The 18,171-nt window shown below is 70.3% G+C and carries 14 protein-coding genes; 10 read left to right on the forward strand and 4 right to left on the reverse strand.

Annotated features, from left to right (window positions below):
- On the forward strand, positions 1–1,981 hold a 1,981-nt coding region (locus tag Q0C41_RS08450; RefSeq protein ID WP_291982788.1), incomplete at its 5' end, for a C1 family peptidase.
- Positions 1,982–1,990: 9 nt separating this feature from the next.
- On the opposite strand, the gene Q0C41_RS08455 is transcribed toward Q0C41_RS08450, so the two are convergent.
- Complete coding sequence (locus Q0C41_RS08455) at positions 1,991–2,845, reverse strand: phosphatase PAP2 family protein (RefSeq protein WP_291982790.1); 855 nt, start codon at positions 2,843–2,845, stop codon at positions 1,991–1,993.
- A 284-nt stretch (positions 2,846–3,129) separates the two neighbouring features.
- Between Q0C41_RS08455 and Q0C41_RS08460 the strand changes: the two genes are divergently transcribed.
- Both Q0C41_RS08460 and Q0C41_RS08465 read left to right on the forward strand, forming a co-directional pair.
- Complete coding sequence (locus Q0C41_RS08460; RefSeq protein WP_291982792.1) at positions 3,130–4,113, forward strand: TIM barrel protein; 984 nt, start codon at positions 3,130–3,132, stop codon at positions 4,111–4,113.
- A gap of 2 nt (positions 4,114–4,115) precedes the next feature.
- Positions 4,116–4,901, forward strand: coding sequence for an SDR family oxidoreductase (locus tag Q0C41_RS08465; protein ID WP_291982794.1), 786 nt, complete (start codon positions 4,116–4,118; stop codon positions 4,899–4,901).
- Here Q0C41_RS08465 and Q0C41_RS08470 read toward each other — a convergent pair.
- From Q0C41_RS08470 to Q0C41_RS08480, 3 genes are all read right to left on the reverse strand, one after another.
- Positions 4,866–6,218, reverse strand: coding sequence for a peptidoglycan DD-metalloendopeptidase family protein (locus Q0C41_RS08470; protein ID WP_291982796.1), 1,353 nt, complete (start codon positions 6,216–6,218; stop codon positions 4,866–4,868). The two genes, Q0C41_RS08465 and Q0C41_RS08470, sit on opposite strands and share 36 nt — an antisense overlap.
- Positions 6,219–6,283: 65 nt before the next feature.
- Positions 6,284–7,054, reverse strand: a complete 771-nt coding sequence (locus tag Q0C41_RS08475) for a class I SAM-dependent methyltransferase (protein WP_291982862.1) — start codon at positions 7,052–7,054, stop codon at positions 6,284–6,286.
- 46 nt (positions 7,055–7,100) lie between these two features.
- Positions 7,101–7,745 carry a ferritin-like domain-containing protein gene (locus Q0C41_RS08480; protein WP_291982798.1) on the reverse strand — a complete coding sequence of 215 codons (645 nt, stop codon included), beginning with the start codon at positions 7,743–7,745 and terminating at the stop codon, positions 7,101–7,103.
- A gap of 288 nt (positions 7,746–8,033) precedes the next feature.
- Between Q0C41_RS08480 and Q0C41_RS08485 the strand changes: the two genes are divergently transcribed.
- From Q0C41_RS08485 to Q0C41_RS08515, 7 genes are all read left to right on the forward strand, one after another.
- The gene (locus tag Q0C41_RS08485; RefSeq protein ID WP_291982801.1) at positions 8,034–8,345 is read left to right on the forward strand and encodes a hypothetical protein; all 312 of its coding nucleotides are present in this window, start codon (positions 8,034–8,036) and stop codon (positions 8,343–8,345) included.
- Positions 8,346–8,381: 36 nt separating this feature from the next.
- Entirely contained in the window at positions 8,382–9,107 is a 726-nt protein-coding gene (locus Q0C41_RS08490; protein WP_291982802.1) for a histidine kinase dimerization/phospho-acceptor domain-containing protein, read from the forward strand.
- Positions 9,108–9,696: 589 nt separating this feature from the next.
- Complete coding sequence (hemN, locus tag Q0C41_RS08495) at positions 9,697–11,154, forward strand: oxygen-independent coproporphyrinogen III oxidase (protein ID WP_291982804.1); 1,458 nt, start codon at positions 9,697–9,699, stop codon at positions 11,152–11,154.
- 2 nt (positions 11,155–11,156) lie between these two features.
- Positions 11,157–12,212: a ferrochelatase gene (gene hemH / locus Q0C41_RS08500; protein WP_291982806.1), complete on the forward strand. Its 1,056-nt coding sequence runs from the start codon at positions 11,157–11,159 to the stop codon at positions 12,210–12,212.
- Complete coding sequence (gene hemG / locus Q0C41_RS08505; RefSeq protein WP_291982808.1) at positions 12,209–13,702, forward strand: protoporphyrinogen oxidase; 1,494 nt, start codon at positions 12,209–12,211, stop codon at positions 13,700–13,702. The genes hemH and hemG overlap by 4 nt, the downstream gene beginning before the upstream one ends.
- 9 nt (positions 13,703–13,711) lie before the next feature.
- Entirely contained in the window at positions 13,712–14,674 is a 963-nt protein-coding gene (locus Q0C41_RS08510; protein WP_291982810.1) for a TIM barrel protein, read from the forward strand.
- A gap of 114 nt (positions 14,675–14,788) precedes the next feature.
- The gene (locus Q0C41_RS08515) at positions 14,789–18,082 is read left to right on the forward strand and encodes a TonB-dependent receptor (RefSeq protein ID WP_291982812.1); all 3,294 of its coding nucleotides are present in this window, start codon (positions 14,789–14,791) and stop codon (positions 18,080–18,082) included.
- Positions 18,083–18,171 lie beyond the last annotated feature (89 nt).

The raw sequence follows: 18,171 nt of genomic DNA on the forward strand, positions 1-18,171 counted from the left end.
GGCCGGGCGTGCCGGCGGGCCGGCGCGGGCGATGTCCGCACAGACGCCGCCGGGACGGCCCCTGATCGGCGCGGTGCCCGTCGCGCGCCAGTTGCCGATGCAGCGCATCGTGCGCGCCGATGCGCTCGACCTGCGCGACTGGCTGTATAGGCCACGCGTCGGGCAGGCACCGCCGGGCACGCTGTTGCCGCTGCGGCTGCGGCCGGTGTCGAGTCAGGGCCGCAGCAGCGCCTGCACGGGCTTCGCGCTGGCATCGGTCATCGAGTACCTGCTGGACCGCGCGGCACGACCGGTGGAGGCCATCTCGGGGCACATGCTCTACGACATGGCGCGGCGCTACGACGAATGGGCCGAGAACGACCAACAGGACCAGGGATCCTCGCTGCGGGGCGCGCTGCGAGGCTGGTTCCACCATGGCGCCAGCACGCATGCGTTGTGGGGGGATCCGTCGATGCCGGGCGCCAGCCTGGATGAGGGCGACTGGTGGCTGGATGCGGTCAAGCGGCCCCTCGGCGCGTACTTCCGGGTGCAGACCGACATGATTCCCGATATCCACAGCGCGCTGGCCGAGACCGGGGTGCTCTACGCGAGCGCCCTCACGCACGCCGGGTGGGATGCCCTGCACCACGCCGAGCCGACGCCGGCGCCGACCTCACCCGAGACCTACCCGGTGATCGAGACGCGGGAGGGCCTGCCGGATGCGGGCCACGCCTTCGCCATCGTCGGCTATACGGAGCGGGGCCTCGTCGTGCACAACTCGTGGGGGGACCGGTGGGGCGCCGGTGGCTTCGAGATCCTGCCGTACGCGGACTGGCGCCAGAACGCGATGGACTGCTGGGTCGCGCAACTCGGTGTGGTGACCGACGAGCACACGGCGGTGGCCGACGCCGCCACCCTGCGCATCGACGCCGCGACGCAGCGCGTGCAGCTCTCGAGCAATCCACAACTGGCGGCGCACGAGATCTCGCCGTTCGTCGTCACCGTCGATGGGGAAGGCCAGTTGTGCACGCGCGGGCGCTTCCGCACCAACGCCGACGACCTGGCCCTGCTGGTGGACGAACACCTGCCGCGCGCCTGCGAGCGCTGGGGCTGCGCCGACGGCATCGACGTGGCCATCGTCGTCCACGACGGGCTGGCGGGCGAGCAGGGGGCCCTCGACCGCGCCCTGCACTGGATTCCCCTGCTCTACTCGCATCAGGTGTTCCCGGTCTTCCTGCTGTGGGAGACCGACGCCGCCGGCGGCGTCCGCAAGCTGCTCGAGGCCAAGGTGGGCACCGAGGACGAACCCGCGACGCCGCTGCCGTGGCGGGCCGTCACGCCGACGGCGCTGCTGGCGTGGCACGACGAGCGCATCGAGGGGCATGTGCGTCGGCCGGGGCGCGCGCTGTGGCGCGAGGTGAAGGCGCATGCCACCGAGGTCGCGACCGCAGAGGGGGCAGGGCTGCTGCAGTTGCTGTCGCTGCTGAAGGCGCGCGGCCGACGCGCGTCGTTTCCCGCCATCCGTCTGCACCTGGTCAGTCACTCGGCGGGCGGACTGGTCGTGACGCACGCCATTCCCCGCGTCGTGCGTCTCGGCCTCGCGCTCACGAGCGTGAACCTGCTGGCGCCGGCGGTGGCCGTCGAGGAGTTCACCGAGGCCGCCGGTCTGGCGCTCGAGGCCAGCGAGGCGAGACTACTGGTGGCCTACCTGTCCGATGCCGCGGAGCGGAGCGACGCGACCTGCGCGCCATACGGGCATTCGCTGCTGTACATGATTTCGCGCGTGCTGGAGGAGGAACCCGACACGCCGATGCTCGGCCTCGAGCCGTACCTGGTGCCGGCGGTGGTGCAGCGCGACTGGGGCGCCAGGGTGACGCGACTGATGGCCCCCGGCGGGCGCACGCCCCAGGACCTGCGGTTCACCACCGCCACCACGCACGGCGGGTTGCCGGAAGATCCGGCCGTGCTGCAGGCGGTGCTGCAGCACATTCGGCAGGGCTGACGAGCCGGGCTAGTTGGCCAGCCGCGTGAAGGTGATTCCCGCCCCGCCCGGGACGCCCATCGGCGAGACGGCAAAGCGGTTGTCGCCGCGGCCAACCGTGACGGCGCGGCCCGAGATGATGCCGATGCCGGCCCCGAAGATCACGTCGCTGGCGAAGTGGCGTCGTTCCTGGAGGCGAGACGCCGCGACGTAGGCGGCAACCGCGTACGCCGGGGCGCCGACCTTCCAGCCGAAGTGTCGGTGGAGGACCGAGGCGTTGGCAAACGTCCCCGACGAGTGCCCCGACGGAAAGGACCACGTATCGCCGTCCGGCCGGGTGCGATTGATCGACAGCTTCAGGCCCTGCGTGAAGATCGTGTTCACCAACTGGGCGCGCACGAGATCCGCGCCGACCTGCGCCACCCGCTCCGACTTGACGACGCGGCCGATGCCGTAGGCCGCCCAGGCACCACCGAACTGGACGGCGAAACCGCCGACGACCTTGCCCGGGCCCAGGAGGCGATCGAGCGTTGGCGATGACGAGAAGGTGTCGGTCAGACGAAAGTCGTACGGGTGGATCAGGGAGGCCGACGCGCCGGCGGTGACCATGATGACGGCGTTGGTCGTGTCGGCCGTGTTGCGCAGGTCGCCGCGCAGGTCCGTGAACAGTGACGCGACCGACGGCATCGCGCCCCGGCCGCGGGTCGTCAGCGGCACGATCGCCTCAGTCGGGGCGTCAGCCGCCGTCGGCGCAGGAGGATCGGCGATTGCGGCGGCGGCCGTCGGTGCCGCGAGGTCGGCGGACACGCGGGTGTCCTGCGCGCAGACCGGTGCGGCGCTGACGCAGAGCAGCGTGGTGACGAGAAGAGCGGAACAGTGACGCATGCGGCTGATCCCCGAGACCGGGCCTCGGGGCCGGGTCACACATGGACAGAGTCTCGCATCCGTGGATGAAGGCCACATGAGGACGCGCACTCGCCTCCCCTTGTATCGACAGTTCCCGGAGCGCCGTTACTCTACCTCAGCCTCGGAGGGTGTGCCACCCTGTGGCGTCCTTGTCGCAACGGAGAATCCGGATGATTGACCGACGCGCATTCCTGATGATGGCCGTGGCCGCGGGAGCCAGAGCGGGCGCGCGACAGCCTGAGGGACCCCGACGCGGGACGTCCATGTACCTCGCGTACACGTCGTTCGCGGTCAGGCTCGCGCAGGGCCGCGATCTCGTGCGGACCAGCGCGGCGGGGTTCGGCCCAGGCGTCTTCCGTGACCTGTGTACCCGGTTCGGTGCGGCGGGCGCGCAGATCGACCTGTCGCAGATTCCGGCCGACCCCGAGGCCCTGACCGCCATCCGCGACGCCTTCGCGCGCGCCGGCGTCGCTATCGAACTCTCCCTGCCCGCCCGTGTCCTCGAGTCGCCGGCCGCCTATGCGCAGGCGGTGTCGGTGGCGCGTGCGCTCGGCGCCCGCTGCGCACGCGTCGCGTTGCTGTCGGGCCGACGCTACGAGACATTTGCCACCGCCGAGGCCTGGAGCGCGTTCTCGGCCCGCTGGCAGGAGACGCTGGTGCGCATGCGCCCCGAGTTCGAGCGCCACCAGTTGGCCATCGGCATCGAGAATCACAAGGACTGGTGTGCCTCCGAACTCGTGACCGTGCTGCGCGCCGTCGACAGTCGCTACGTCGGCGCCTGCGTCGACTTCGGCAACAACCTCGCGCTCCTCGAGCCTCCCGACGAGACGATCGCGCTGCTGGCGCCCTTCGCCATCACCACGCACCTGAAGGACATGGCCGTGCGGCGCACCGCCGAGGGTTTCGACCTGTCCGAGGTGCCGCTCGGCCAGGGCATCCTGCCGCTCGGGCGCTACATCGAGCGCATCCGTGCCGCACGGCCCGAGGCGCGCCTCTGCCTCGAGATGATCACGCGCGATCCGCTGTCGGTCCCCTGTCGTACCGACCGCTACTGGACGACCTTCGGCCCGTCGCCGACCCGCGCCGAGCGCTTGGAACGGTTCGAGGCCGCGGTACGCTCGCAGGCGCGTGCAGACCTGCCGCGCGTGTCCGGGTTGTCGCCCGAGGCGCAGCGCGCGGCCGAAGACGACAACGTGCGCGCGTGTGTGACCCATGCCCGCGACGTGCTGCACCTGGAGAGCAACTGACCATGGCCGACGGACGTCCTCACGCGATTGACCTGTTTCGTCTGCAGGGGCGCACCGCGCTCGTCACGGGTGGCACGCGCGGCCTCGGCCTGATCATGGCCGAGGCCCTCGCGGAAGCCGGCGCCGCGGTGTGCGTGTCGAGCCGGTCGGCAGACGCGGCGCAGCGCGCGGCGGCCGACCTCGCCGCCACCACGGGCGCACGCGTGGTCGGTGTGACCGGCGACGTGTCGACCAGCGCCGGGGTCGATCAACTCCTGGCGCAGACCGCGGCCGACTTCGGCCCGGTGGACATCCTCGTGAACAACGCCGGCGTCAACATCCGGGGCCATGCCGACGCCCTGTCGGAACAGGACTGGGACACCGTCATCGACACGAACCTCAAGGGCCCGTTCCTCGTGGCGCGCGCGCTCGGGCCGCAGATGTGCGCGCGTGGGTGGGGACGCGTGATCATGCTGTCGTCGATGCTGGCGTCGATCGCCCTGCCCGGTCGCGCCCCCTACGCGTCCTCGAAGGCCGGGGTCACGGCGCTGACCCGCGTGCTCGCCCTCGAGTGGGCGGCCGCGGGCGTGACCGTCAATGCCATCTGCCCAGGGCCGTTCGGCACCGAGATGAACCGGCCGCTCATGACCGACCCGGAGAAGTACCAGGCCTTCCTGCAGAAGCTGCCCGTCGGCCGCTGGGGCGACCTGCACGAGATCAAGGGCGTGGTCGTGTTCCTCGCCTCGGAGGCCTCCTCGTTCATGACCGGCGCCTCACTCGTTCTCGATGGCGGCTGGACCGCCCAGTGAGCCGTCGCCGACCCATCCCTCGAGTTCACCGCCGACGCGAACGAGTCTGAACGTGCCGAACGTGCCGAGCACGTCGGCCTGGCGGGGTTCGTCGAGTGTCTCGATCACCGGTGCGGTCGCCGACGGACGCTCGCGCAGGAGCGCACCCGCCTGCAGTCGCTCACGTCGCCAGGGCGTGTCGCCGGGCGTGACCGCGCGCTGATTCACGTAGCCAGCCGATCCATCCGGCAGATGCAGCCGATAGGCCGTGGCGGTCTGGCCGACGACCTGCGCGATCGTCCCCTGCGGCAGCACCGTCTCCGACGCCGGCGTGCGTGTGAGGCCTGGCCGCAGGGGCACCCGCGCCTGGGCCGTCCGCACCGTGGTCCCGAGCCGCGACGTGTTGGTGGGCGCCGGATCGGGCGGGGCGTCGTCGGGCGCCAGGAACGGCAGGGGATCGATCGCGCTGCCCTCGTAGATCCCGAAGTGCAGGTGCGGCGCCGTCGTTCGCGCATTGCCGGTGTTGCCGACGTAGCCGAGCACGGTGCCGGCGGCGATGGTCCGCACGCCCTCGGTCTCCCAGCGATCGAGGTGCGCGTAGTAGTACGAGCGGCGCGCATCGCGGACCCACACCACGTTGCCGCCGAGCCCGTTGGTCCCGGTGCGCGCGATGCCGGCGCTGACGGCGACGACGGGGGTGCCACGGGGCGCGAAGATGTCGAGGCCTTCGTGCTCGCGGCGTCCGGCATCGCGCTGCGCGCCGAACTGGCTCTGCACGGCTCTGGCGGTGAGTCCCTGCACCGGGAAGGCGAGACTCGCCAGCGTGCGTTCCGTGATCGTGTAGCGACCGCCGCGCAGCAGTTCGGGCTGCACGCGCACGACGTAGGAGCCGTCGCGCGGCACGTCGTAGACGAGCGTGGTCGCGTCCGCGGCCAGCGACGCCACGCGCTCGGGCGGCGCCTCGCCTCGCAGTGCGAAGAGATCGACGAACAGCTGTGTCGGTGCACTGGCCTCCATGGTGACCTCGATGGACAGCCGACGGCCCCGTGGCAGGTCCAGCCGGTACGCGGTGGCGCTCGGGATGGCGGGAGGGAAGTAGCCGGTCTCCTGGAAGGGAGAGGCGGCCGACACCGGGCGTTGCACGGCGAGGGCGCCTGCCGCGAGCCAGTCGCGGCCGAGCGCCGTCTCACTGAGGCCCGATGCCGTCAGCGTGGCGAGGTAGCCGTCGTGCGGCGACGCCGGCGTGGTGAAGCGCGAGAGCGGACCACTCGTGGCGCACCCGGCGATCAGGGCAGCGGCAGCCAGCAGGGCCGCGACGGAGAGGCGAGCGACGGACACGCGAGGCACTCCTCAGTGTGGCCGGTCCCTCGGCGCAGGCCAAGCTGGGCCGAACGACGCTCGAGTCAGTGACGACGGGGGATCAGCGTGGCGAGGTAGCCGCGGAACACCACGTCCCGTGTGGTGGAGCCGAAGACCGGCGTCAGCGTCTCGGTGACCCAGGCGCGCACGTCCTCGAGCGGCGTGCCACGCCGGACGGCATCGCGCACGCTCGTCTCGGTGAGCATGTAGGCGATGTGGAAGTCGAGGGCATGGGGGAGGGGCAGCTCGAACGGCTCGCCGCGCTCGACCGTGAAGCCGGTGGCGACGTCCCGCAGGATCGCAGGCGAGAGTGGGCGGGCCTGACTGGCCGGGAACGGGTAACGGGCGAGGAACGCCTCGAACCACCTGTCGAGCGCGTCGGAGTCCGCGAAGGACCGCCCTGGCGAGAAGTCGTAGACCGCCAGCACGCCGCCCGGCGCCAGCACACGAGCGGCCTCGCGGAGCGTCGCGTCCAGGTCGCTGGCGTAGTTGAGTGATCCGGCGGCCGTGAGCAGGTCGACCGAGGCGTCGGCAAACGGCATGGCCTCGCCGGCGGCGGCGACGAAACCAACCCCAGGCACCGTGCGCCGGGCGACGCGCACCATCGACTCGGCCGGGTCGAAGCCGACCACCTGCGATGCGAGGCTCGTCAGCGGTCGCGACGACAGGCCGGCACCGCACCCCACGTCGACGGCGAGGCCGACCGGGGAGCCCTCACGCCAGGCGCGGAGTCGATCGACGATGAGCGGATGAAGGGCGGGGCGGCTGGCCGCATAGCCTGCGGCCAGCCCCAGGTCACCGAAGGGGTTCGCCATCACGAGCGCAATTCTAGCCTCGTGAAGCGGACGTTCGGTGGTCGCGCTAGCGCTTGCGGGCGCCGGTGGTCGCCTTGCGGGCGGGACCGCGCGAGGATGCCGACCTGGCCGTCGCCTTCGCGGCGGCACCGGTCTGCTTGCGACGCGCCGGCGTCGGTGCCATCGGCTCGTCGTCCTCGTCCTGGTCGCCGCCGTGCGCCAGGTCCGCGGCTTCCTGGTTGATGCCTCCCTCGGCGAGCGTGGTCAGCTTCTCGTCCGTGGCCTTCTCCTCGTCGAGCGTCTCCTGGAGGAGCTGCGCGGCCTCGGTGTGCCCCATGGCGGTGGCCCAGGAGACCAGCGTGCCGTACGCCGCCATCTCGTAATGCTCGGCGCGCTGGGCCGAGGCGATCAGCAGGGCGTCCATCGTGGCCTCGTCCGCGTCCTCCTCGAGGGCACTCTTGCCCTCCTCGATGATGCCGGCCATGCCGTCGCAGTGCTTGCCGCGGGGCTTCTCGCCGAGGCTCTCGAACACCTGGGCCAGACGCTCGATCTGGGCCCTGGTCTCCTGAAGGTGCTGCTCGAAGGCGGCGCGCAGGTCCGTCGAGGTCGCGGCTTTCGCCAGCTTGGGCAGCGCCTTGGTGAGTTGCTTCTCGGCGTCGTACGTGTCGCGCAGTTCGTCGATGAACATGTCGTGCAGTGATCCCTGGGCCATGAGCGGTATGTCTCCTTGAATGCGCGCCAGAGGGCGCGCCGTGTGCGATACACGAGATGCGCAGCACCAGTGCAAGCGAGAGGCCAGGCCTGTGCGCGTGCCACACGCGGTTCTCCCACGGGTGGTGGTAGCGTTCCGCGTCACCGTTGTAGCAATCCGTGCCACGCATGCCGATCCACACCCTTCGATGGGGCAAGGCCGACGTCGGTGGTGAGGCTCACGAGGGCCCTCGGGCACGCCGATTCTCGACACAGGCGACTCGCGTCGAGCCGCCCACACGTCTTCGGCATGTCGCCTGCCTCGCTGGTTCCTCCGCTCGCGTCCGTCGACGTCGCGCACGCACTGTGCATGCTGGGCCTGGCGGGAGCGCTCGGGCTTGCACTGCTGGCGATCGTGGCGTCGCGCCGGGCGCAGCAGCGCGAACGCGAGGCTCGCTTGCGCGTGGGCGCGGCACACGAGGAGATCGGACAGGCCCAGGCGACCCGTCCCGAGCGCACCGAAGAACGGTGGCGCCTCGTGCTCAGCGGCGCCGCGCCGGGCATCTGGAACAGGCCCGCATCACCCAGCTCGCCTCGTCGTACGCCACGCTCAGCGAACTGACCCACGCGATCGTGCCTGCGTCCCGCGAACAGGAAGTTGCTGCGCCATCTCTGCCAGTCCGCGGTCGTCTCGGGCGGCTTCTCGATGGCCTTCGTGGCGATGATCGACGAGACCACCGGGGCCGTGGAGCCCGGCGCCTGCTACGGCGACATGCGCGGCAATCTCGAGGGCATCCACGTCTCGGCGTCCGCCGACACCCCGTGCGGACACGGTCCCACCGGCACGGCCATCGGCGAGAACCGCCCGTGCTGGTGTCAGGCGTCCATGGAGGACCCAGGGACGCAGCCGTGGCGCGGCGCGACCGCTGTCCCGAGGGCCCCCCGGGGGCTCGGCGGCGGCGCTGCCGCTCCGTCGCCACGAGCAGGCGGTCGGCGCCATGCCGGATCTGATCTTCGAGCTGGGTCTGGACGGGCGCTTCTCCAGCTACCATACGGACTGGCCCACGACCTCAACAACATCCTGACGCCGATCATCATCGGCACCTCCCTGATCAAGGATCACGTCCGCGACGCGCAGGCGCACGAGATCCTCGACACCACCGAGCAGTGCACCCGGCGCGGCGCCGACATCATCCGTCGCCTGCGCACCGTCGCGCGCGGCACACTCGGCGACCGCAAGCCCGTCGCCGTCGGCGACCTCTTTCGCGACATGGCCCGGATCATCTGCGAGACCGTCGCCCGCAACATCCCGCTCGAGCACGACGCCGCCGACAGCACCTGGGCGTCCACGGCGACAGCACGCAACTCCAGCAGGTGCCGATGAACTTCTGCGTCGTCGCGCGCTCGTCCGCTCAGGCAGCGGTGCGCGTCACGCAGCGCTGGCAGCGCGCGCGCCGGATCGTCGCCGTCGCAGAGGGCCACGCGCAGCACCTGGGGGTGATGGGCACTGGCGTGAGCCAGCACGTCGCCGGCGCCGCCGTGGGGCACCCGGCACACGACCACGTCGACCGCCCTGGCCTCCAGCGGATAGACCGCCTCGTCGACGGTACCGCGATCTGGTCGTCGCGCTGCACCGTTTCCACCAGGATGCGGCCGGCCCCCACCGCTCGGCCGCCTTCGCGCTCGGCCAGGCTGCGGGCCGCCGCGAGCATGAGGCGGACGCAGCCCGGACTCACCGCCCGCGTGCTGCCGCGGACCCGTGGCGGGTCCGGCTGGTACACCGTGTCGCAGACGCGGGTCGCTGCAGCCAGACCGTCCTCGACGTATCGAAGGTGTTATGGAGGGGGGCTGCCTCGCCGTGGGTTCCTTCGCGGGCGCGCGGGAAATCCCGCGCTGCCGGCCAGGAGACTCAGTCGGCGGTGCCGGAAACCCGGCACTTCGAGCGTGGCCCGTGCCTTGCACTCCTGTGCGTCGTGCCTGTCTCGTCGCCGCACGATGTCCCTGTCTCCCTGCTCACGCCGGGCGCGCCCCCCGCGTCCGGCGACCTCGCTGAGCAGGCCGTCACCCTCCAGTTGTTGCGCACGTACGACCGACCCGGTCCGCGCTACACGTCGTATCCGACAGCCGTCGAGTTCCACGACGGCTTCGGCCCGGACGCCTATGCCCGGCACCTGGCCGCGGCGGCCCGGCACACGGACGCGCCGCTCTCGCTCTACCTGCACCTGCCGTTCTGCGAGTCGCGCTGCGCGTTCTGCGGCTGCTCGGTGATCGTCACCAAGAAGCGGCACGTGGCCGCGCAGTACCTGACCTACCTCGCGCGCGAGATCGGCATGGTCGCGCAGGCGCTGGGCCGCCGGCGACGGGTGGTGCAGTACCACTGGGGCGGCGGCACCCCCAGCTATCTCTCGCCGGAGCAGATGCGTGACCTGCACGCCGAGGTCTTGCGCCACTTCACCATCGACCCCGACGCGGAGGTCGCGCTCGAAGTCGACCCGCGCGTGACCTCGGTCGCGCAACTCGAGACCCTGCGGGCCCTCGGCTTCAACCGTCTCTCCCTGGGCGTCCAGGACTTCGACGACGAGGTGCAGCGCGCCGTCAATCGGGTGCAGGGCGTCGAGGAGACGGGCGCCCTGGTGGCGCATGCCCGCGCCCTCGGCTTCGCGTCGGTCAACGTCGATCTGATCTACGGCCTGCCGCGGCAGACGGTCGAGTCCTTCGCGCGCACCATCGACACCGTGGTGGCGCTGCGTCCCGATCGCGTCGCCGCCTACTCGTTCGCCCATGTGCCGTGGATTCGCGCCCACCAGAAGCTGCTCAAGGTCGAGGAACTGCCGTCTGCCGATCGCAAGCTGCAGCTGTTCGCGGAGGCGCGCACCCGCTTCCTCGCCGCCGGGTATCGCGCCATCGGCATGGACCACTTCGCGCTGCCGGACGACGACCTGGCCCGTGCGGCAGACGCCGGCACGCTGCATCGCAACTTCATGGGCTACACGACCCGGCCCGCTCCCGATGTCATCGGGTTCGGCGTCTCGGCGATTGGCGATGTCGCCGGGGCCTTCGCCCAGAACACCAAGAAGCTGAGCACCTACTATCAGGCCATCGACGCGGGTCGCGCGCCGGTCGAGCGCGGCTACGCACTCGATGCCGACGATCAGCTGCGCCGTCACGTCATCTCGCAGCTGATGTGCAACCTGCGGCTGGACACGCAGGCCACGGCGGGACGCTTCGCCATCGACTTCGAGGCGTACTTCGCCCGCGAGCTGAGCGAGCTGGCCGAGGGCCCCGTCGCCGATGGCTTCCTCGAGATCGAGCCCGGCGCGTTGCGGGTGACGACGCGCGGCCGTCTGTTCGTCCGCAACATCTGCATGATTTTCGACCGGCACCTGCGCGAGAAGCGCGCGGCGACCCCGGTGTTCTCCCGGACCATCTAGCCATGCCCCTCTCTGCTCCAGCCTGCGCCCCGGTGGCGCCCGAGATCCCCGTGATCGATCGCGCCTTCGCTGCCCCTCCGGTCGGTGTGCTGCTGTTCAACATGGGCGGGCCGGGGACGCTGGCCGACGTCGAGCCCTTCCTCGTCAATCTCTTCTCCGATCGCGACATCATCGAGCTGCCGATGGGCGCCCTGCTCCAGCCGGTCGTGGCCCGCATCATCGCCAAGGCGCGTGGCAACGGCGTCCGCCGCAACTACGCCTCCATCGGCGGCGGGTCGCCGCAACTGCGCCTGACCCGGGCCCAGGCGATGGCCCTGAACGATCACCTCGATCGCCAGACGGGACGCCGGCACGTCGTCGAGGTCGCGATGCGCTACTGGCAGCCCGACACCGAGACGGCCCTGCAGCGGCTCGCCTCTGAGGGCGTCTCGCGGCTCGTCACGCTGACGCTCTACCCGCACTACTCGCGGGCGACCACCGGGTCGTCCCGCCGCGAGTTCGAGCGCGTCGTCGCGCAGCCGAAGTGGCGGGGGCGGTTCGAGGTGGACCACGTCGAGGCCTATCCCGACCACCCGCTCTATCTCGAGGCGATGGCCGACAACGTGCGCCGGGCTCTGGCGGGCTTTCCCTCGCACCGGCGCGACAAGGTGACCATCCTGTTCAGTGCGCACGGCCTGCCGAAGAAGTTCATCGACGAGGGCGACCCCTACGTCGAGCACACGCACCGCACCGTGCAGGGGATTCTCGATCGCATCGCGGTGCCCAATCCTCACACCATCGCCTTCCAGTCGCGCACCGGTCCGGTCACCTGGATCGGCCCCGGCACCGAGGACGTCCTGCGTGACCTCGGCCGGCAGGGCGTCAAGGAAGTGCTCATGGTGCCGGTGTCCTTCGTCTCGGATCACATCGAGACCCTCTACGAAGTGGATCAGCTCTTCAGAGAGGATGCGATCAGGTCCGGCATCGTCGACTATCGACGCAGCGAGGCCCTCAACACGCATCCGCTCTACATCGAGGCGCTGGCCGAACTCGTCAGCCGTCAGCTCGTGACGACATGAGCGACAGGGCTGCGGCGCGATCGTCCCGTCAGCATGTCGTCGTCATCGGCGGCGGGGTCGCCGGGCTGTCGGTGGCGCACGCGCTGCGCGCCCAGGACGCGGCGCGCGAGATCGACGTCACGGTGCTCGAGCGGAGTGCCCGCCCTGGCGGCAACATCCGCACGGAACACCTCGACGGGTACGTCTGCGAATGGGGGCCGAACGGGTTCCTCGACAACGCGCCAGACACCCTGGCGCTCGTCCGTGATCTCGGTCTGGACGCCCGTCTGCAGCCGAGTGACGACCGCGCGCGCCGTCGCTTCATCTTCAGGGCCGGCCGGTTGCACCCGCTGCCGGGCGGGCCGCTCGACTTCATCGGCAGTGGCCTGCTGTCGTGGTCTGGCAAGGTTCGTCTCGCGATGGAGCCCTTCGCGCGTGCGCGCCCCGAGGGCGACGAGACGATTCATGCGTTCGCGACGCGGCGCATCGGCCGGGAGGCCGCCGACGTCCTCGTCGACTCGATGGTGTCGGGGGTCTTCGGCGGCAATGCGCACGACCTGTCGCTGCGGGCCTGCTTTCCGAAGATGTGGCATCTCGAGACCGACCACGGCGGCCTGGTCCGCGCCCTGATCGCCAGACGTCGGCAGCACCCCCGCCGGCACGGGGAGGCGATGGGCGCGCCGCTCGGACGACTGACGTCCTTCCGCGACGGCGCCGAGGAACTGATTCGTGGGCTCGTCGCGCGCCTCGGCGACGTGGTCCGCACCGGAGTGGACGTGCAGGGCCTCACCGCCGAGCACGGCCGCTTCCGGGTGGGCATCGCCGGCGACCGGCCGATCGATGCCGATGCCGTGGTCCTCGCGAGTGGCTCGGCGACGACGGCCCGTATCGTGCGGGCGCTGGACGCGCCGCTGGCCGCGACGCTCGACGCCATCCCCACTGCCGGCATGGTGGTGGCGTGCGTCGGCTATGGCGCGCATCGCCTCCCGTCACCGCTCGACGGCTTCGGGTATCTCGTGCCGCGCAGCGAGGGCCTGCGCACGCTCGGCGTGCTCTGGGACTCGTCGGTGTACCCCGGGCGCGCGCCGCACGGCCACGTGCTGCTGCGCGCGATGCTCGGCGGCGCGACCGACCCCGAGGCGCTCGCGCTGGACGATGCGCAGGTGGTGAGTGTGGTGCGTGCGGAGCTGCAGCGTGCGATGGGGATCGACGTGACGCCGGATTTCGTGCGGATCTTCCGGCATCCCACCGGCATCCCGCAGTACACCGTCGGTCACCTCGATCGCGTGGCGCACGCCGAGGCGCGCCTCGCACAGTGGCCGGGTCTGGCTCTGGCAGGCAACGCCTATCGCGGTGTCGCCATCAACGCCTGCATCGCGGATGCCTCGCCGGTGGCGGCGCGGGTCCTGGCGCACTGCGCCTCACGCGCGTCGCGTGCGGCGGTCGCGGCAGGCGAGGGTCAGGCGAGCGGGGCGAAGGCGTCGCGATCCGCTCGACCGGTTCTGCGGTAGAGTCCCGCCATGCAGCGACGCGACTTCCTCTCCCGGGCCGTGGCCCTCGGTGCGGCGACCCTCCCCTCGGCTGCGCACGCGCAGGCCCCGGCACCGCCTCCGGTGCGCCGTGCCGAGCCCAGTCCCGCCCCTGCCGGCCTGCCCCTTGCCGTCCGCGTGGGCATGACCGACTGGAATCTCGGCAAGCGCGGCGACATCACGAAGATCGCGCTGGCCCGCGAACTGGGGCTCGATGGCATTCAGGTCAGCCTGACGTTTCCCACCGATGGCAGCCCGCATCTGCGTCAGCCCGCGACGCAAGTGGCGTTCAAGCAGCAGGCCCTCGAGCACGGCGTGCAGATCTGCTCGCTCGCCATCGGCAATCCGGGCAAGACGCGTCTGCCGTTCCACACCAATCCGGCCTCGGCGATTCTGCTGGTGGAAGCCGTGGAGGTGGCGCGCAACCTCGGGACGACCAACATCCTGCTGCCGATTCTCGGCGACAGCCACATCGACATGGCGAGCCAGGCGCAGGTCGACACCTTCGTCGCGATGATGAAGGAGGTGGCGCGGTACGCCGAGCAGGCGGGTGTGGTCATCGCGCTCGAGGACTGGATCTCGGCCGAGGACAATCTGCGGCTGCTCGACGCGATTGGGTCGCCCGCGATCGGGGTGTACTACGACGCGCGCAACATCAAGGCGAAGGTGCACGACCCCTACGGCGAGCCGGCGAAACTGGGCGCGCGCATCGATCAGATTCGTCAAGAACGGCCAGCAGTTGATGCGGGATCCCGAGCAACTCGACTGGCCGCGCCTGGCGCAGGAGTACGAGGCCATCGGCTATCGGGGGTGGTACGTCCTCGAGACCGGGTCGCCCACCGGCGACTTCGAGGCCGACACGAAGGCCAACATCGCGTACGTGCGCCAGACGTTCCGCATGCCGGCACCGCGACGCTAGGTTTGGCCCCATCTGGGGCAATTCTTCGCAATTGACAGGCGTCGAGCGCGCCTCTACCGTGAGCGCATCATCACAGCGATGACCCGTCGCCGCGGCGTGCTGCCGTCGCGACGGTACCCCTTCCGAACGCCATGTCGCTGGAGGCGCACATGTTTTCTGTTGCTCGATGGCCGAGGCCCGTCGCGGGTCTCCTGCTGTGGACCCTGCTCTGCTTCCTCCCGTCCGAGGTGGCCGCGCAAGCCATCTACGGCACGGTCACCGGGCAAGTGGCTGACGATTCCGGTGCGAGCGTGCCCGGGGCCTCGGTGGCGCTCGTCAACGAAGCCACCGGTCTCAAGCTCGAGGCCGTCAGCGACGAGAACGGCGACTACACGATTCGCAACGTCACGGCCGGTCCGTACACGCTGCGTGCGTCGCTCCAGGGCTTCAAGGAGTACGTGCAGACGGGCATTCCGGTCACGCCGGGGGCCATCGTGCGCGTCGCGGCCAAGCTCGAGGTGGGCGCCCTGACCGAGTCGGTCACCGTCACCACCGAGGCGGCGCTGCTCAAGACCGACAAGGCCGATGTCAGCGTCGACCTGCGGCCCGAGGACGTCGTCAACCTGCCGCTCAATCAGTACCGCAACTATCAGGCGCTGATGAACCTGGTGCCGGGGGCGACGCCGCCGGCGCTGCAGAACGCGCAGACCGACACCCCGGGCCGGGCGCTGACGACCAACGTCAACGGCACCGCCCGCAACACCAACACCACGCGCATCGACGGCGCCGCCAGCATCAACGTGTGGCTGCCCCATCACGCCGGCTACATCGCGCCGGTCGAGACCATCGAGAACGTCAACATCTCGACCAACAGCTTCGATGCCGCGTCGGGGATGACCGGCGGTGCGGCGATGTCGGTGGCGACCAAGTCGGGCACCAACAACCTGCGCGGGTCGGCGTTCTACTTCCGCAACCAGGACGAGTTCAACGCACGACAGGGCTACTTCGACCCGGTCAAGCTCGACGCCAGCACCAGCGTCATGGGTGGCACCGTGGGCGGCCCGATCGTGAAGAACCGCCTGTTCTACTTCGGTGGCTGGGAGCGCAACCTCCAGAACCAGAGCCGCTTCGATCAGTTCACGGTGCCGACCGAGAAGATGCGCAACGGGGACTTCAGCGAGGTGCTGGCGTTCAACCCGAACTTCCGCATCTACGACCCGACGACCGGCAACCTGGCGACGGGCGCCGGCCGCACGGCGTTCCCCGGTGCCGTCATCCCGGCCGACCGGATCAACGGGATCGCCAGGCAGATCCAGGCCCTCTACCCGGCGCCCAACAACGCGGGCACCAACAACGGCTTGCAGAACAACTACTTCGCCGCCCGCTCGCCGGAGGCGACCCGTGACAACTACGACCTGAAGGTGAACTGGAACCGCACGTCGGCGCACCAGATCTGGGCCAAGTACTCGATGATGGACGCCTCGGTGCAGGACCTGTTCTACCTGCCGTTCGAGGAGGCCGGCGGTGGCGACACGAAGGTGTACCTCGGCACGATCGGCAACACCTGGACGCTGAGCCCCACGCTCATCGTCGACGGCAATGCCGGCTTCAACATCATGAAGCACCAGTCGCAGGGCCCCGATTTCGGCGTCAACTACGGCACCGACGTCTTCGGCATCCCCGGACTGAACCAGCAGGGGCTGACCGGCAACAGTGCCACCGTGCCCGAGCGGCACAGCGGCATGCCGGTGTTCGAGACCGGGCTCGGCATCCTGGGCAACAACGCGACGTGGACGCCGGTCGTCCGTGACGAGCGCAGCTACACCGCGTCGATCAACCTGACCAAGGTCGCGGGACGGCACGAGATCCGGACCGGCTTCGACTTCGTGCGTCTCGAGCTGACGCACTGGCAGCCCGAGATCGGCAATCCGCGCGGCGCCCTGACGTTCGCCGGCGGCATCACGGGCACGCCCGGCTACGCCAGCGTCGGCGGCTGGAACTCCTACGCCACCTTCCTGCTCGGCCAGATCGGCAGCTACAGCAAGAGCGTGCAGTTCGAGGAGATGACCGGCCGCGAGAACCAGTTCGGGCTCTACATCTCGGATCGGTGGCAGGTCAACGAGAAGCTGACGGTCAATCTCGGGCTGCGCTACGAGAACTACCCGCTGTTCCATCGTGCCGACCGCGGCATCGAACTGCTCGACTTCAACACGTTCAACGTCGCCCTCGGCGGGTTGGGCGGCAATCCCGAGAGCCTGAACCTCAAGACGAGCAACACGCTGTTCGCCCCGCGCCTCGGTGTGGCCTACCGCATCAACGACGACACGGTCGTCCGGGGCGGCTTTGGCCGGACCTTCAACCCGATGCCCTGGTCGCGGCCGATTCGCGACCCGTACCCGCTCGTCATCGCCTACAGCGGCGCCGGCCTCAACGGGTTCGTCCCGAGCGGCAGTCTCGCCGCCGGCATTCCCGGCGCGCCCAACCCGGACATCGCGAGCGGCAACGTCCTGCTGCCGCGCGGCGTGGCGATGCGTTCGCCCAACCCGAACGACATCGACCGCGGCACCATCGACTCGTGGAACGTCTTCGTCGAACGGCGGCTCCCGCTCGATCTGGCCGTCAGCGCCGGCTACGTCGGCACGGCCACGCGGGGCGGGTATGCCGACATCAACCAGAACTACGCCGAGTCCGGCGGCAACGGCGCTCGCCGCTTCTTCGCCCAGGCCGGCAACGCCAACATCCTCGACTGGGGCTCGTTTGCGATTGCCAACTACCACTCGCTGCAGATGGCGCTGAACCGCCCGTTCAAGAACGGGCTGCTGCTCAAGGGCGCCTACACCTTCAGCAAGGCGCTCAATCAGGTGGACGATGACGGCCGTGCCGTCGTCTCCTGGAGCCAGCCGTCGCAGTTCGACCGCAACTACGCCTATGCCGGCTACGACCGCCCGCACATGGTGCAGCTCGGCTTCGTCTACGAACTGCCGTTCGCCCGCGAGGCCTCCGGCGTGCTCCCGATGCTGATCAAGAACTGGCAGATCAACGGCATCGGCTCATGGCTCTCGGGTACGCCATTCTCGGTCGGCGGCGACAACGGTCTGCTGCAGCAGCAGGGTGGTCTCCAGACGGCGAACGTCAGTGGGGAGATCTCCGGCGGCTTCGGGGAAGCCGGCCCCGACGATCGGTGGTACGACCCGTCAGCCTTCAGCCAGCCTGGCAACGCCTGGGGCAACAGCGGCCGCAACGCCTTCCGCGGCCCGTCGAACTGGAACCTCGATTTCTCGCTGTTCCGTGCCTTCCCGATCGGCCGCTATCGCGTCGAACTGCGCGCCGAGTCGTCCAACGTGTTCAACCACGCGCAGTGGGGGAACCCGATTACCGGCCTGACCGACCCGAACTTCATGCGCATTCGCGCCCTGGCGCGCAACCCACGCACGGTGCAGCTCGGGCTGCGGTTCCAGTTCTAGAAGGCTCAGGGCTCTGGGCTCAGGGCTCACCACTCAAGGCCCAGGGCCCAAGGCCCACGGCCCAGTCCTTCAGGTCTCGAGTCTCAGAT

The organism is Luteitalea sp., from assembly GCF_022842525.1.
Lineage (GTDB): Bacteria > Acidobacteriota > Vicinamibacteria > Vicinamibacterales > Vicinamibacteraceae > Luteitalea.